General features: G+C 69.3%; 18 protein-coding genes and 1 pseudogene. 10 read left to right on the forward strand and 9 right to left on the reverse strand.

Going from position 1 to position 15,169, the window contains the following annotated elements:
* Positions 1-4: 4 nt before the first annotated feature.
* Complete coding sequence (locus tag HKK74_RS18190) at positions 5-790, reverse strand: enoyl-CoA hydratase-related protein (protein WP_187244436.1); 786 nt, start codon at positions 788-790, stop codon at positions 5-7.
* A 56-nt stretch (positions 791-846) separates the two neighbouring features.
* A complete protein-coding gene (locus HKK74_RS40040) occupies positions 847-1,797 on the reverse strand; it encodes a PaaX family transcriptional regulator (protein WP_246491720.1) in 951 nt (316 codons plus the stop codon).
* Between the two features lie 158 nt (positions 1,798-1,955).
* Between HKK74_RS40040 and HKK74_RS18205 the strand changes: the two genes are divergently transcribed.
* From HKK74_RS18205 to HKK74_RS18225, 5 genes are all read left to right on the forward strand, one after another.
* Positions 1,956-2,123, forward strand: coding sequence for a DUF3117 domain-containing protein (locus HKK74_RS18205; RefSeq protein WP_111868348.1), 168 nt, complete (start codon positions 1,956-1,958; stop codon positions 2,121-2,123).
* A 93-nt stretch (positions 2,124-2,216) separates the two neighbouring features.
* Positions 2,217-3,794 (forward strand): leucyl aminopeptidase, encoded by a 1,578-nt coding sequence (locus tag HKK74_RS18210; protein ID WP_187244437.1) that lies wholly within the window; start codon positions 2,217-2,219, stop codon positions 3,792-3,794.
* Between the two features lie 228 nt (positions 3,795-4,022).
* Entirely contained in the window at positions 4,023-5,651 is a 1,629-nt protein-coding gene (locus tag HKK74_RS18215) for a cellulase family glycosylhydrolase (RefSeq protein WP_187244438.1), read from the forward strand.
* Positions 5,652-5,980: 329 nt separating this feature from the next.
* Positions 5,981-6,691, forward strand: coding sequence for a YqeB family protein (locus HKK74_RS18220; RefSeq protein WP_187244439.1), 711 nt, complete (start codon positions 5,981-5,983; stop codon positions 6,689-6,691).
* Between the two features lie 62 nt (positions 6,692-6,753).
* Complete coding sequence (locus HKK74_RS18225; protein ID WP_187244440.1) at positions 6,754-7,392, forward strand: SIMPL domain-containing protein; 639 nt, start codon at positions 6,754-6,756, stop codon at positions 7,390-7,392.
* Here HKK74_RS18225 and HKK74_RS18230 read toward each other — a convergent pair.
* The 4 genes from HKK74_RS18230 to HKK74_RS18245 form a co-directional block, all read right to left on the reverse strand.
* Positions 7,379-8,293, reverse strand: coding sequence for a hypothetical protein (locus HKK74_RS18230; RefSeq protein ID WP_187244441.1), 915 nt, complete (start codon positions 8,291-8,293; stop codon positions 7,379-7,381). The genes HKK74_RS18225 and HKK74_RS18230 overlap by 14 nt on opposite strands.
* Positions 8,290-8,796: a sigma-70 family RNA polymerase sigma factor gene (locus tag HKK74_RS18235; protein WP_187244442.1), complete on the reverse strand. Its 507-nt coding sequence runs from the start codon at positions 8,794-8,796 to the stop codon at positions 8,290-8,292. The genes HKK74_RS18230 and HKK74_RS18235 overlap by 4 nt, the downstream gene beginning before the upstream one ends.
* Before the next feature lie 96 nt (positions 8,797-8,892).
* Positions 8,893-9,312, reverse strand: a complete 420-nt coding sequence (locus HKK74_RS18240; RefSeq protein ID WP_246491721.1) for a YchJ family protein — start codon at positions 9,310-9,312, stop codon at positions 8,893-8,895.
* A 26-nt stretch (positions 9,313-9,338) separates the two neighbouring features.
* Positions 9,339-9,821, reverse strand: coding sequence for a DUF1579 family protein (locus HKK74_RS18245; protein ID WP_187244444.1), 483 nt, complete (start codon positions 9,819-9,821; stop codon positions 9,339-9,341).
* A gap of 99 nt (positions 9,822-9,920) precedes the next feature.
* Here HKK74_RS18245 and HKK74_RS18250 point away from each other — a divergent pair, with 99 nt between their 5' ends.
* Both HKK74_RS18250 and HKK74_RS18255 read left to right on the forward strand, forming a co-directional pair.
* The gene (locus HKK74_RS18250; protein WP_187244445.1) at positions 9,921-10,268 is read left to right on the forward strand and encodes an ArsR/SmtB family transcription factor; all 348 of its coding nucleotides are present in this window, start codon (positions 9,921-9,923) and stop codon (positions 10,266-10,268) included.
* On the forward strand, positions 10,265-10,708 hold the full coding sequence (locus tag HKK74_RS18255; protein ID WP_187244446.1) for an SRPBCC family protein: 444 nt from the start codon (positions 10,265-10,267) through the stop codon (positions 10,706-10,708). Before HKK74_RS18250 ends, HKK74_RS18255 begins: the two co-directional genes overlap by 4 nt.
* 27 nt (positions 10,709-10,735) lie before the next feature.
* Here the strand turns inward: HKK74_RS18255 and HKK74_RS18260 are convergent, their stop codons facing one another.
* Positions 10,736-11,509: an endonuclease/exonuclease/phosphatase family protein gene (locus HKK74_RS18260; RefSeq protein ID WP_187244447.1), complete on the reverse strand. Its 774-nt coding sequence runs from the start codon at positions 11,507-11,509 to the stop codon at positions 10,736-10,738.
* A 114-nt stretch (positions 11,510-11,623) separates the two neighbouring features.
* On the opposite strand from HKK74_RS18260, the gene HKK74_RS18265 reads away from it, so the two are divergent.
* Positions 11,624-12,016, forward strand: a complete 393-nt coding sequence (locus HKK74_RS18265; protein ID WP_187244448.1) for an MmcQ/YjbR family DNA-binding protein — start codon at positions 11,624-11,626, stop codon at positions 12,014-12,016.
* Between the two features lie 36 nt (positions 12,017-12,052).
* On the opposite strand, the gene HKK74_RS18270 is transcribed toward HKK74_RS18265, so the two are convergent.
* Both HKK74_RS18270 and HKK74_RS18275 read right to left on the reverse strand, forming a co-directional pair.
* The gene (locus tag HKK74_RS18270) at positions 12,053-12,982 is read right to left on the reverse strand and encodes an ADP-ribosylglycohydrolase family protein (RefSeq protein WP_187244449.1); all 930 of its coding nucleotides are present in this window, start codon (positions 12,980-12,982) and stop codon (positions 12,053-12,055) included.
* A 73-nt stretch (positions 12,983-13,055) separates the two neighbouring features.
* Entirely contained in the window at positions 13,056-14,096 is a 1,041-nt protein-coding gene (locus tag HKK74_RS18275; protein ID WP_187244450.1) for a pentapeptide repeat-containing protein, read from the reverse strand.
* A 132-nt stretch (positions 14,097-14,228) separates the two neighbouring features.
* Here HKK74_RS18275 and HKK74_RS18280 point away from each other — a divergent pair, with 132 nt between their 5' ends.
* Both HKK74_RS18280 and HKK74_RS42130 read left to right on the forward strand, forming a co-directional pair.
* The gene (locus tag HKK74_RS18280) at positions 14,229-14,519 is read left to right on the forward strand and encodes a DUF4158 domain-containing protein (RefSeq protein ID WP_222722432.1); all 291 of its coding nucleotides are present in this window, start codon (positions 14,229-14,231) and stop codon (positions 14,517-14,519) included.
* Positions 14,498-15,055: pseudogene (locus HKK74_RS42130) on the forward strand (Tn3 family transposase); the annotation flags it as partial. The gene HKK74_RS18280 and the pseudogene HKK74_RS42130, both read left to right, overlap by 22 nt.
* Positions 15,056-15,169: the final 114 nt, after the last annotated feature.

A 15,169-nucleotide genomic window follows, 5' to 3' on the forward strand; every position in this document is an offset into this window, starting at 1 on the left:
AGGGTCAGCGGCCTTCGAAGACCGGCTGCTCCTTCTTGAGGAAGCTCGTCGTGGCTCCCTGGTGGTCCGTCGTTTTCACGCAGAGGTCCTGCAGCTCGGCCTCCTTCTCGAGTGCCGAGGCGAGGTCGTGGGTGGCCGCGTGGTCGAGCGCCTGCTTGACGGCGTGGTAGGCGATCGTGGGGCCGGCCGCGAGCTTCGCCGCGAGGGTCCGTACCGTCGACTGCAGCTCGTCGCCGGGAACCACCTGGGTGACCAGGCCCAGTTCGAGTGCTCGATCGGCCTTGACCGGATCGCCCAGCAAGAGCAGCTCGGCCGCCTTGGCCCGGCCGACGAGGCGCTGCAGGGTCCAGGACATGCCGCTGTCCGGCGCCAGACCGATCTTGGTGAAGGCGGTCGAGAACGACGCCTTCTCCGCGGCCACTCGCAGGTCGCAGGCGAACGCCAAGGACGCGCCCGCGCCGGCCGCCACTCCGTTGATCGCCGCGATGACCGGTTTGGGCATTTCGGCAATGGTCCGCACGATCGGGTTGTAGTGATCGCGCACCGTGTTGGCCAGGCCCCGTCCACCGGCGAGGTTGTCGGCGTGCTCACGCAGGTCCTGCCCGGCGCAGAAGGCCCGTCCGGAACCGGTCAGGATCACCGACCGCGCCGTCTCGTCGCCGGCCGCTCGCGTCACGGCGTCCCGCAGTGCCGCCTTCATCTCCACGGTCAGCGAGTTCATGGCGTCCGGGCGGTTGAGCGTGATCGTTGCTACGCCGTCGGTCACGTCGTACAGCACGGTCTCGGACATCCTCGTCCTTCCAGTTAGCGGTGCCTTCCCGCCGGGGCGCGCGAACAACTGCATGATCACGGCGGGGAGGGGGCCTGCAGGCAACGATCGACGAAACGGGACGCCCCGGGCAAGAGGCGCGCCGCTTCGGCGTCGAAGAAACGCGCCGCCTCGGTGCCGGGCCAGCCGGGTGGGAGCAGGTCGGACGGCAGGCCCGGGTCGCGGAAGAGGAACTTGCGCCACTCGTGCACCAGTCGGCTGCGCACCGCGAACGCGCGTTCGTCGGTCATCTCCTCGCCACCGGGAACATCCGGCCGGGCGGCGGCTCTGCCCTCCCGGGTCCCGGTTTCGCCCCCGCCCTCCCGGGGCCCGGTCTCAGTTCCGCCCTTCTGCGTCCCGGTCTCAGTTCCGCCCTCCCGGGGCCCGGTCCCAGTTCCGCCCTCCCGCGTCCCGGTCTCGGCCCCGCCGCCGATGAGCTCCTTCGCCTCGGCGATCCACCGTTCGTACGCCCTGGCCAGCCCATCGAGGTCCCATCCCCGGGCCACCAGCCCGCGGGCGTCGCCGTCGTAGGTCGACCGGAACCGTTCCGCCCGCACCTGCTCGGCGGCCAGGAGAGGGTCGAGCTCGGGGGGGGGCCGGGGTCCGATCCAGGTGTTCTCCCCGAGCGGGGCATAGCCGAGGTAACCGAGCCCGGCGGTCAGCCGCTGGCGGCGCGCCCGGTCGCGCACCCGCTCAATGACCAGCACCTGCCAGTGCCCGTCCCACGGGCCCAGGTCACGGTAGATCCGGTGGGCGGCCTCGTCGAGGCGCAGCACGGCGCGCGTCGTGAGGGCGTAGGCGGGCCCGGCGGGCAGCCGGACCGGTTCCAGCCAGCCCTGCCGGACCATGCGCGATACGGCGGTGCGCACGGCAGGCGCGGCGATGTCGAGAGCGGCGAGGAGTCTGACCAGCGAGGCGATCGTCGCCTTGCCACCCCGATCACGCAGATGGTCACCGTAGAGGTCGAAGAGGGCCGAACGCGCATCCATGGGTCGCCAGTCTGCCGATCTGGACGCTGATCGTTACCACTTCGCGCCCGGAAGACGAGATAATGAATTCTTACTGATGACGTGGATGCGAGAGGCGGCCACGCGGCCGAAGGTGTCCGAAGGCCCCACGCGGCCCTAGGCAGGAAGGGGATGCACGCATGGCGGCGATGAAGCCGCGGACAGGCGACGGTCCGCTCGAAGTGACCAAGGAGGGACGCGGAATCGTCATGCGTGTCCCACTGGAGGGTGGCGGACGCCTCGTCGTCGAGCTTTCGGCCGACGAGGCCAGTGAGCTCGGTGACGCGCTCAAGAACGTCGTGGGCTGAAAGCCCGTTCGACCCCCTGAAATATCGGTGACGGTCCCGGCGGATCCCGCCGGGGCCATCGCCGTTCTATCGCGCATGTAAGGGAAGATCACCATGCCCGTCGAGACCCAGCTTCGAGCGGTCGAGGGAACCGTACGGCAGGCGGCGCTGGCCGCCGGCGCCGAGGTCCTCGCCGTCCCGGTTCGGCCGGGGCCGGAGGTGGACACGGCCGAACTGGCCGGCCTTCTCACCGTCGATTCGGCCCAGCTGCTGGCCTACCAGGAGGCGACCGCGGATCCCGGCGAGGTGATCTCGGTGCCGCTGCGGTTCGAGGCCGAGGACGGGTCGGGTGACGGCGCCGAACGCCCCGGCGAGGGCGAGCCCGGAAACGGGTCCACCGGCCGCCTCGGTGAACTCCTGCTGTTCGGGGTGGGCGACGGCTCGCCGTCCGCCCTGCGTCGCGCTGGAGCCGCGCTGACCCGCCGCTGTAAGGGCCGCGCCACGGTCGTCGTCGAGGCACCCGAGGGTGATCTGTCCGCTTTCGTTGAGGGCGCGCTGCTCGCCGCCTATGACTTCCGGGCCGGCGAGCCGCCGAAGAAGGGCCCGGTCGGCGCGATCCTGCTGTGCGGGGCCGTGGCGGGCCCGCCGCCCGCGGGTGCGGGCAGCCCCCTGCAGGATGCCGGGGACGGCGCCGAAGAGGCCGTGCGTCGCGGATCGGCCGTCGCCGGTGCGACCGTGCTCGCCCGCGACCTGACGAACACGCCCTCAACGGACAAGAGTCCGGCCTGGCTGGCCGAGCGGGCGCAGGAGATCGCCGCCGAGTCCGGTCTGACCGTCCGGATCCGCGACGAGGAGGAACTGCGCGCCGAGGGCTTCGGCGGGTTGATCGCGGTGGGTGCGGGCTCGGTTCGGCCGCCGAGGCTGATCGAGCTGTCGTACGAGCCGGAGGACTACACCGATCACGTCGTGCTGGTCGGCAAGGGCATCACCTTCGACACCGGCGGGCTCTCCCTGAAGCCCAACGACAACATGAAGACGATGAAGACCGACATGGCCGGCGGAGCCGTGGTCATGGCGGTCATGAGCGCCCTGCGCTCGCTCGGGGCCGGCGTGCGCGTCACCGGGCTCATCGCTGCGGCCGAGAACATGCCGTCGGGCTCGGCCATGCGCCCCGGCGATGTGATCACGCACTATGGCGGTACCACCTCGGAGGTTCTCAACACCGACGCGGAGGGCCGGCTGGTCCTCGCGGACGCGCTGGCCTACGCTGACGCGCGATTGGACCCCGATGTGATCGTCGACATCGCGACGCTCACCGGTGCGGCCAAAGTCGCACTGGGTCTGCGGCAGGGCGCGCTCTTCGCCACCGATGACGAGCTGGCGGCCGCGTTGGTGACCGCTGGACAGGCGAGCGGCGAGTCGCTTTGGCGCATGCCGCTGGTCGACGACTACCGGGTGGCCATCGACTCCGACGTCGCCGACGTGGCCAACATCGAACGTCGCGGCTTCGGCGGCGGCTCGATCATGGCGGCGCTCTTCCTGCGGGAGTTCGTCGGCAAGCGGCGCTGGGCGCATCTCGACGTGGCCGGCCCGGCCAGGTCGACCTCCAACGACGGCGAGATCTCCAAGGGCGCCACGGGCTTCGGCGCCCGCCTGCTGCTGAACTGGCTCGGCTCCGCGACCCGCCCCTGACCCGCCCCGCTCGCGAAAGTGGATCAAGCATCTTCGTACCTCCGAGTACTTCGATCTTGATCGACGCCAGTACCGGAGATCATTTCGCGCGTGAAGGTGGAGTCGGCGGCCCTGTACGGGGGCCGGGGGTCCGCTTATGATGTCGGCTACCGCAGAGAGCCGGGTGCTTGTCGGGCTGCACGGGTGAGCCCGCACATCCCTTTTCACATGGCTCTTCTGAGGTAGATCATGAAAAGCAGACTCGCGGTCGCGGGTACGACACTCCTCGCCCTCCTCTTCTCGATGTTCGTCTCCGTACAACCTGCGCATGCCGCGGTGGGACTGCGCGTCAGCGGTGGACGGGTCGTCGAGGCCAACGGCAACGCGTTCGTGATGCGCGGCGTCAGCCATCCGCACGCCTGGTACGCCGGCCAGACCGGCTCGTTCGCGGACATCAAGTCCCTCGGCGCCAACACCGTACGGGTGGTGCTGAGCGGCGGCCGGTGGACGGCCAACACCGCCAGTGACGTGGCCAACGTCATCTCACTGTGCAAGCAGAACCGCCTCATCTGCGTGCTCGAGAACCACGACACGACCGGGTACGGGGAGCAGAGCGGCGCCTACACGCTCGATCAGGCCGTCGACTACTGGATCGGCCTGCAGAGTGTGCTCACCGGCCAGGAGAACCACGTCATCATCAACATCGGCAACGAGCCGTTCGGCAACAACAGCGTGACTCCGGGTTGGCAGGCCGCCACGACAAGCGCGATCACCCGGTTGCGCAACGCGGGATTCCAGCACCTGATCATGGTGGACGCGCCCAACTGGGGCCAGGACTGGGCGTTCACGATGCGCGACAACGCAGCGGCCGTCTTCGACAGCGACCCACAGCGCAACATCGTCTTCTCCATCCACATGTACGGCGTCTTCGACACGGCGGCCGAGGTCACCGACTACCTGAACAGGTTCCAGACCGCAGGCCTGCCGCTGGTGGTGGGCGAGTTCGGGCACGACCATTCCGATGGCAATCCGGACGAGGACACGATCATGTCGCAGGCGCAGTCCCGTGGCCTGGGGTACATCGGCTGGTCGTGGAGCGGCAACGGCGGCGGTGTCGAGTACCTCGACATGGTGACCAACTTCAACGTGGGCAGTCTGACGTCGTGGGGTCAGCGGATCTTCAACGGTGCCAACGGCATCAGGCAGACGGCGCGTGAGGCGACGATCTACGGCGGCTCGTCGGCCGACACCACACCGCCTACCGCGCCCGGCACCCCGGCCGCCACGAACGTGACCTCTACGGGAGCCACCCTGAGCTGGGCGGTCTCGACCGACTCCGGCGGCAGCGGGCTGGCCGGCTACGACGTCTACCGGGAACAGGGGTCGACCGATCCGCAACTCGGTCAGTCCACCACGAACTCGATCACCTTGACCGGGCTCACCGCGAGCACGCAGTACCAGGTCTACGTGCGGGCGCGGGACGGAGCCGGCAACCTCTCCGCGAACTCCAGTGCGGTCACCTTCACGACCGCGTCGGGCGGTGGCGGCGGTGCCTGCCGGGTCGCCTTCAGCGCGAGCCCGTGGGGGTCCGGCCAGGGCGGCTTCACCGCGTACGTCACGATCACCAACACGGGCACCTCGGCCGTCAACGGCTGGTCGCTCGCGTTCGCGCTGCCGTCCGGTCACGGCTTCCAGCAGGGCTGGTCGGCCACCTGGGCGTCCAGTGGGCAGAACCTCACCGCGACGAACCTGTCGTGGAACGGCGGTCTGGCCGCGAACGGCGGTTCGACGCAGATCGGGTTCAACGGCACCTGGTCCGGCACGTTCACCAGGCCGGCCTCGTTCACGCTGAACGGGTCCGCCTGCACGGTCGCCTGATCCACGACCACCCGTTCCGGCGGGCGTCCGCTCCGTTGCGGACGCCCGCACGGCGGCCGGCGGCGCTCGTCAACGCTCAACGGGACCGCCTCGACCAGCGCGGTCTCGAACAGAGGGCCGTGACGAGCTCTGGCCCGCCGGGACGTGTCATTGGTCTGGGACGGCATCGACTTTGGTCTATGCGAACTGACACTCCGACCGACGCCACGGCCGGGTCGGGTCGGACACGCTTGCGCACGGGGCCCGGGAACCGGCCGTGAGCCCAGCGGAGAGCGGGAGGGCGAGACGTATGTCCGTCGCCCGGATGAGGTGTCCGAGGGAGTTCGTCGATGAAAGCAGGCAAGGAACCGCACGGCGACACGACGGTCGTCGCCGAGCCACTGGAGGAGCGGATCCTGATCTGGGTGCTCTTCCCCGCGCTGGGCGCCGGTGCCGGATGGCTGATCAAGCTCGGCGCGGCGTGGCTGACGGAGATCCCGTTCATACCGTTCCGGCCGGCGTTCGAGTTCCTCACCTCGGCGCCCGAGCCGCGTGCCACGCTCATCGCCCTGCTGGTGGGGGCCCTCCTCGGTCTGGCGGTCGCCTGCGTCGCGGCATGGGAGCGGCTCACCGTCACTGTCACGGACAAGGCGGTCTCGCTGAGGTGCCGCGGCACCACTCAGGACTTCACGCGGGCTTCGGTCGAGGCCGTGTTCCGGGACGGGAAGCGGCTCGTATTGCTCGGCCCGGTGACCGAGGAACTGGCGAGGGAGAGCGGAGACCTGAAGACCGAGCGGCTCAGGGACGCCTTCCTGCGGCACGGATATCCGTGGCAGGAGGGCGGTGATCCGTATGCCGGCGACTACCGGCGCTGGGTCGAGGATCTGCCCGGCCTGCCCGCCGGCGCCAACGCCCTGCTCAAGGCGCGCGCACGAGCGCTCGAGAAGAACGACTCCGATGACGCGCGGCAACTCCGTACGGAACTGGCCGAACTCGGGGTCGTCGTCCGTGACGAGAAGAAGCACCAGTTCTGGCGGCTCACCGAACGGTTCCCGCACTGATCGAGCCCAGACGGCCGGCGATTTCCCTCGTACATGTCCTGAGAAATGGTTAGATCATCGGCATGCAGATGGTGGAACGGCCGTGGGGTGTGGCCGCGTACGGCGCGGCGAACGCGAAGGCGGCGCCCGACCTCGCACGCGTCAGGTTCCGGGTGATCCGGCTGGAGCAGACGCCGTCGGAGGCGTTCGCCTCGGCCAGTGACGCGGTGCGCGACGTTCGGCGGACACTGCGCGATCACGGAGTGTCCGACGCGGCCGTCGAGCGTTCACAGCTCGGACTCACGAGTTCGTGGGAGTACGGGACGCCCCGCAAGTTCCTCGGCTACGAGTGCAAGGCGTCGTTCGTCGTCGAGTCCGGCGCGCTCGATGACGTGCAGTCCCTTCTCGTCGATCTGGTGGCGGCCGGCGCCAATGAGATCGTGGCGGTCGACTTCGATGTGGCGGGGAAGGCGGATCTGCGGGCGGAGGCCCGCCGGCGGGCGGTCGGGGCCGCTCGGCGCAAGGCCGAGTTGTACGCCGAGGCCGCCGGCGTGCGGCTGGGCGCCGTACTGCACATCGACGATGTCGACCCCGAGCAGGTCCGCTTCGAGCGTTACCGCGGGCACGGCGGCGGCGATGAGGCGTCACCCGAGGACCTGGCGCCCGGTCACGTCGTAGTGTCGGCGGCGGTGATCCTCGGATTCTCGATCAGCCGCGATTGATCCGCGGAGGTTGGGTGATGACGGCGGGCGCTTCCTCCCCTTCGGGGAATTGACCCGGCCTGTCGACCACTTTCACGTCGACGATGACTCTCCAACTGCGGACGTTCCACGAGTTCTTGGGACCGTCGACGTACGTGGCCTCATGACCGTGGTACGTGCGGGCGTCAGGTGAGAAGAACGTGTGGTAGCTGCCGCGGAGGCTGTTCTTCTTGCTGAGCCTGATGGACGGACGGCCGATCGGATCCTTGACGTTCCGGCTGACGCGCTGTCCGGGAACCATGGTCATCGCCTGGAACACCGCCGCCACCCGTTCGGGAGAGGTCACAGGGTCCGCGGCGATGCCTTCGAGGATGCTGAGGGCCTGGTCGTCCACGGGTTCGTCATTGGTCCTGCCGGAGGCGATGGCCTTGGCGGCCAGGCGGCTGGCGCGGGCCAGCATCTGGGTGGGATCGCTCGGCCAGGTCCGGACGTCGTACTCCGGATCGGTGACGATCGCCGGGCGCTGCATCAGCATGAGCTTCCCATCGGGGCGTGGAACACCGTAGTAGGTGGCGCCAGGGCTGACCGGAACCCACCTGTACGCGTTCTTCTTCTCCTCCTCCTTGCCGTTGTTCTCGGTCAAGCGGCGCTCCTTGACGAAGTAGTACTGACCGAGCCGGGCGCCGGGGGTGGCGAACGGCGTGGCGGCCGGACGGCGCGGCTGCTCCGGCGCCACCACCATCGACACGGCGATCACCGCGGCGACGGTCACGGCGGCGAGAACGGGAATCGCGAGGAAGGGCAAGCGCCGCGACCCGCTGCGGCCGCTCGCGATGGCCTTCTCCCACGCCTCACGACTGGGCTCGATCGTGTCCGCCTTCGCGTGCAGGGCCGCGCGCAATCGCTCCTCAACGTCGGTCATCGTCCCTCCTCCAGCGTCCGGGTCAGCGCGGCGATGCCCCGGCTGGTGTGCGTCTTGACAGTGCCGGTCGAAACGCCCATCGCCTCGGCTATCTCCTGCTCGCTCAGGTCATGCCAGTACCGGAGCGTCAGGGCTTCACGCTGGCGTGCGGGCAACCGCGCCAGCGCGGCCAGGACCTCACGATGGTCTTCATGGATGAGTGCCATCTGCTCGGACGAGGCCTCGTGCCGTACGGCCGGTGCTCGCAGCCTGGCGACGCGCAGATGCCGATGCCGGTTGCGGACCAGGTTGCAGACGGTGGTCCGCAGGTACGGGAGCGCGGCCTGCGGATCACGAAGCCTCCGTTGCCGCCGGTGCAGCCGCGCGAACGCCTCCTGCGCGACGTCCTCCGGATCGTCCGCGCCGAGCAGTGCCGCCAGCCGGACCAGACGCGTGAAGTTTCCCCGGTACAGCTCTGTCACGAGCGGGTCTGGCTCGGCGGCCGTGTCATGTACGGTGCCCATCACGCCTGCAAGACACCTTCCGGCCGATGGGGTTGACAGCCTCCGGCCGCTATTTTCACCGGGCCGGAGCCCACGGATGATCCGATAGCGGCGAGGTCATGGACTCCCGCTGCCGGCGCCCAAGGGGCCGACATACAGCCAGGCGCCGTCCAGGACGACGAAGCGGCTGTGCTCCTCCAGGCATCCGACGCGGCCCCGTTCGAGGTAATGGGCGCGGAAGCGGACGGCTCCGCCGGTATGGAAGGCGCTCCCGTCGGTGCTCTGGAGGACTTCCAGCCGCACCCATCGCGTGGCCGGGTCGAGGCCTATGAGCCGCGGCCGGGTCGCCGGATGCCAGGTGCGCAAGAGATATGCCTCGTCGCCCCTGCCGAACGCGCTGAACCGCGAGCGCATGAGCCGCTCCGCGGTCGGCGCCTTCGCGGCGCCACGGTGGAAACGCCCGCAACAATCCTGGTACGGCGCGGGCAACCCGCAAAGACAGTCCTTGGCGGCGGCGATCGGGCGGCGTCCGGGCATGTTCCTCATTGTGCCGGGCCGAACCGCTAGGTGAGCCTCGTGAAGTTCATGTCCATCCAGTGCCGCGAGCCCGAGCCGTCGTCGGTCCGTTCCCAGCTGGCCGTCATCGCGTTGCGGTCGGGGGCGATCACAAGCGTTGCGCGTTCTGAGTCACCCGCGAACGTCCAGACGCCGTCGTCGCTCACGCTCGCCTGCATGGTGGTGAAGTTGCCGTGGTTGTCGAAGGAACGCATCGGGTAGGTCCGGGTGGCCGGATCGTAGGGGCCGATCATCTCGATGACCTCGACCTGGTCGTCCCCCATCCGCACATCCACACGGTGGATCAGGAAGAACCCGCCCGCGAGCCACTCGTAGGTGTCGGTTCCGGCGATCCGGATGGTCGGCTCGGACGGAGTCGCCACGGTCTGTCCTCGTGACCGCCAGTGTCCGACCAGGGCGTCCAGACGCCTGTTCTCGGCCTCTGTCGCCGGTCTCTGACCTGAAGCCCGGGTGTTGCTGTTGTCGGTCATGACGTTCTCCTCCTCAACCGGTAAGCTATGTAAGCTCGTTCTTAAACACTTACATAGATCTTGATCGTCATGCAACCGGTGGGATGGAGGTGGTGACCGATGGACGAGGCGTTGCGGGCGATCGCCGACCCCACTCGCCGCGCGATCCTCATGCTGCTCCGCGATGGTGAGGTGGCGGCGGGCGACATCGCCCAGCGCTTTCCCGCTCTCAGCCGCCCGGCGGTGTCCCAGCACCTGCGGGTGCTCGCACATGCCGGTCTGGTTGAGGTCCGCCGCGACGGCAACCGCCGTCTCTACCGGCTGCGGCGTGAGGGCCTGGCCGAGGCGGCCGGGTTCTTCACCGAGATGTGGTCTGACCGGCTCGGCCGCCTCAAACACGCGGCCGAACGGGAGGAGCGGCAGCAGCGGACGCACATGCGCGATGAGGACGAGAGAGGGCCGGCATGAACGACGCAGAGGACAGGATGATCGAGCAGACGCTGTGGATGGACGCTCGCCCCGAGACGGTCTGGCGGTTCTTCACCGACCCGGCGCGGCTGGCGCAATGGTGGGGGCGGGCAGAACTGGACGCCCGTCCCGGCGGAGTCCTGCGGGTGTCGATGCAGGAGGGCCGGCGCCCGGTGATGCGTGGCGAATTCGTCGAGCTCGTGCCGTACGAGAGGATCGTCTTCACCTTCGGCTGGGAGGCCACCCCCTCAGCGCCCGACATCCCACCCGGTTCCACCCGGGTCGAGGTGACTCTCACCGCAGACGGTGGCGGCACCAGACTCAACCTTCAGCACAACGGCCTTCCGCCCGCGCTGGGCACCGAGACCAGCGACGGATGGGCGTACGTCCTCGACCTTCTTCGCAAAGCGGCGACAAGCCACCGAGAACAGGACTCGTGAACCTCACCTGTACCAGTCGTCGGACGGTCAACCGGAGATCTCGGCGGCGATTCCGTAGTGGTCGGACAGGAAGGCGGACCGGCCGTTGGGCAGCCGGACCGCGTCCTGGAACACCAGACGCGCGTCGGCCGCCGGTTCCTGGCCGGCCGGCGCACGCATGAGCACCTGGTCGATGGCCTTGGTGTCGCCGAACTCCGGCGTGGGCCGGTAGGTCGGTTCGGAGTCGCCCGCGAGCACGTCGCGCAGTCCGGTGGCGGACACGAACTCGTCGAAGAGCCAGGAGTCCCTGGGCACGTTGAAGTCGCCCATGACCAGGAGCGGATCCGCCGAGCCGGTCTCGGCGACGGCGGAGGCGAGCTCCTTCAGCTCGGCGGCTTCGATGCGGGCATAGGTGTTCGCCCGGGACCAGTCGCCGGTCTTGTTGGCGGACAGATGAGTGTTCACCACCGTGACGGGCCGGCCCTCGATCTGGACGCGAGCGACGAGCGCGCCCTTTCGCATCAGCCACTCGCCGCGGGCGGGCCCGTTGCGGCGGAAGGACACGAACCGCTGGTCGGTGATCGGCCATCGGGAGAGGGTCACGAGTCCGCCCTGGACCAGTGGGAACGTCGCCGCATGGGCGGCATGGCCGTACGACTCAGTGATCTTGCGGAGCAGTGCGAGGTTCAGCGGCGACATGACCTCCTGCAGGCAGACCACGTCGTACGCCGATCGTTCGAGGATCTGGCCGAGCGCGCGAAGCCGGGCACGCGCCTGCCCGCGGAAGAGCGTGTTGAAGGTGAGCGTCCGGATCGTGGCCATCCGTAAAGAATGGCGAACGGACCGGGTCACCCGCAGCCCGGTCTCCCGGGACGTCACGGACGAACGGCCGGCGGCGGCGGAAATCGTCGGCGCGTCGGTCTATCGTGTCGAGGCATGGCGACCTGGGATGACGTACGCCGGATCGCGCTGGCGTTGCCGGCCACCACTGAGCGGTCCACGCGGGACGGTCTGCCCGGATGGCGGGTGAAGGACAAGGCGTTCACCTGGGAGAGACCACTGCGGCGCGCGGACCTCGAAGCACTGGGCGCGGCGGCTCCGCAGGGACCGATCCTCGGCGTGCGAGTGCCCGACGTCGGGGTCAAAGAGGCGCTGCTGGCCGATGACCCGGACGTGTACTTCACCACACCGCACTTCGACGGGTATCCGGCCATCCTCGTACGTCTGGACCGGATCCCGGTCCCCGAGCTCGAGGAACTGCTGGTCGAGGCGTGGCTGGACCGCGCACCGAAACGGCTGGCCAAGGAGTACGTAGACGCCTCGGAATGAGAAACCGTCCGCCCGGCGCGAAGGGGCCGAGCCGATTCAGGCACCGAGGCGATCGGCCAGGTCGAGCAGTTGGGGCAGCCGCAGAACCCGTTCGCCCGAACCCGGCAGGCGCACATGGAGCGGTTCGGTCCAGCGGGTGGGGATCTCGTCGATCCCGTAGCGCGCACCCGCGAGAGCGCCGGTCACCGCTGCAACGGTGTCCGTGTCGCCGCCGAGGTCGATCGCGGCGCGGATCGCGTCCTCGTAGCCGGTCGTGGTGCGCAGAGCCCAGACTGCGGATCCAAGGCATGGCCAGACGGCGCCGTTGAACTCAGTGGCCTGGTCGGGGTGCCAGTCGGGGGCCAGAACGGTGGCGTAGCGCTCGCGATGGCCGGGGTGGATGACGGCCAGGGTGCCGGGGAGGGCATCGAGGGGGTCGGTGCCCTCCAGCGCGACGCGGATGAGCTCGTGGAAGATGGCGGTGCCCTCCCACGCGGCGCGATCGCCGTGGGTGAGGGCGGCCATGCGGTTGGCGGCGTCCATGGTGACGCGCCGGCCGCCACGGGCGAAATAGACCGCAGAGGTGGACGCCCGCATCAGCGAGCCGTTGCCCGCGGCGCGCCCGCCGACCTGGAAGTGGATTGCGGCGGCCAGGTCCCAGGGCATGCCGTTGGTCAGGACGTCCCTGGTCTGCAACCCGATGTCCCTGGGCCCGGACGCGGCCCAGCGCTGGAAGCGGCTGAACATGTCCGGCGGATCCAGCCCGTCGCGCTCCAGCAGCGACTCGGCGACCAGTACGGCCATCTGAGTATCGTCGGTCGCCTCGCCGGGTTCCCAGCCACGGCCTCCGCACATCTCGCCGGTGGTGTCGGGTGCGGGAAACCGCGCCGAGAACGCCCCTGCGGGCCCGAACTCGAACGGGGCGCCCAGCGCGTCGCCCACGGCCGCCCCGACGATGGTCCCCGCGACGCGCTCACTCCGCTTCACCTCGTGAGGCTACCGGTGCCGCGATGACCGTCGATGAGCGCCGGTGCATGATCACTATCTAACGGTTGGAGTTCTAGGAGGCTCGGTCGCCGGCGGTCGGGAGCCGGGTGTGCTCGTCCGTGCGAGCCATCTCGCGAAGCGCCTCCGCGGTCGCCCCCACGCTCCCGGTCAGATCGGCGCCACGCAGGTCCGCGCCGGTCAGATCGGCGCCGGTCAGGTTCGCGCCGCGCAGGTCGGCTCGGCTCAGGTCGGCCTTGGTCAGGTTCGTTTCGCTGAAGTCGGTGTCGCGCAGACGCGCGTACGAGAGGTCGGCGCGGTTGAGGTTGGCCCGGCACAGGTTGGCGCCGGTGAGGCGAATCTGCGACAGCTCAGCCGCCATCAGGTCGATGCGATCTCTGTCGTGCTCGTGATCGCGGCGGCCGATGACGACCAGGGCGGCCTTGAGGTCGGTGCGAAGGCGGTGCCGCTCCGGTGCCTCGGCGGGCTGCTCCGGCCGTCGCGGGATCGGCACGTGCGCGTCGGGATCCTGGGAGTGCTCGCGGACGAAGGCGGCGAGCACCGCCATGACGGTGGGGTGGTCGCGGGTGGAGTCGCGGGCGATGCGTTCCAGTGCGTAGATGCCGCCGAGCCGGATGTCGGCCTTGTCGGAGCCGAGTTGTTCGATCGCGGCGGTATAGCGGCCGGTGACCATGCTCTGCTCGGTCAGTTCGAGCGTGCGGCGCTGTCCGTGTTCGGTGGCCTCGGCCGACCGCTGCGCGGCCTGGGCGGTGTGATGGGCGGCGTCCGCCGAACGGCGCGCGGAGGTGGCGTTACTGGCGGTGTAGTAGATCGCGGCGGCCGCGAGAAGCCCGGTGCCGACGGTGAGAGCACGCCCGCGGACGGCGTCGAGCGCGTCGGCGAGTTCCTTGCCCTTGAGCCCGTCCCGGCCGCCGACCTCGACGCCGTCCAGGTGCTCGAGCACCCACGGCCCGCCCGGTCCCAGCGTCCAGACCAGCGCGCAGGCCACCAGTGCGCCACCGGCGAGTAGCGCCAGGGTCCGGACCCGGTCGCGCGCCCGCCGGCCTCCGCTGACCGGCCCCGCCCCGGCAGGATCCCCCGCCTGATCGTCAACCATGGTCCGGACTCTACGAACCTCCGGCGTGCCATGGGGGGTATCGCCGAGGTGAGCCCAAAAGGGGCCATGGGATGATCTTGAAGCCCTGAGAGCCCGGCCCGTCACCCATTCGGCTCAGTGCCGTTGGTGGTGATGTTGACCGTCGTCTGGGGCCTGGGGTGGGTTGTGACCTCGATCGAACGAACCGCATATCCGCGGTTCAAGCGGCTGATCACCGCGCATGAGCTGTATCTGTTCTTCTCGCCGACGCGTGATGAGCTTGCGTGGGCGTCGGATGCCACGGACTGCGATGAGCATCTGCTGGCCCTGCTGCTGATGCTGAAGTCGTATCAGCGCATGGGGTGCTTCCCGAAGCTGGACGTCCCGGAGATGGTGGTTACCGGCCCAGCAAGCAGGCCGAGTACGAGCACATCGACGCCCTAGTCGGCGAGCCGGGCAAGAACGTCATCGACTGGGACCTGATCGAGTCCCAGTTCCGGCACCTGATGCGGGTGGCCGTCTCCGTCCGTGAGGGTGCGATCTCCTCCTCCACGCTGCTCAAGCCCCTGCGGTCGGGGTCGAAGAAGAACGCCACCTACATCGCCTTCCGCGAGGTCGGCCGCGTGATTCGCACCGTGCAGCTCCTGCGCTATCTCTCAGATGCCCCGCTTCGCCGGCGGGTGACGGCGGCGACGAACAAGGTCGAGTCGTTCAACCGGTTCTCGCAGTGGATCGGGTTCGGCAACCGCGGCGTCATCGCGGACAACGACCCGGTCGAGCAGGAGAAGGCGATGAAATTCAATGCTTTGCTCACGAACGCGGTCATTTTTCACAACGCCCTGGACATCGCCGAGATCACCCGGCAGCTGCTGGAAGAGGGCTGGACGATCGAGCCGGAGGACCTGGCGCACATCTCGCCGTACCTGACCGAGCACATCAACCGGTTCGGCGAGTACTCCACGCACGAGCTGGGCATCCAGCCCGAAGCGTACGACCCGAAGCTACGCCGGGCGGGGTCAGGGAGGTGTGAGGGTGTCGAGCCGGGCGGTGAGGTCGGGGTGGGCGGCGGCCAGGTGCGGGCGGGCGGCGGTCAG

This window comes from Actinomadura alba, from assembly GCF_014323705.1.
Lineage (GTDB): Bacteria > Actinomycetota > Actinomycetes > Streptosporangiales > Streptosporangiaceae > Actinomadura_C > Actinomadura_C alba.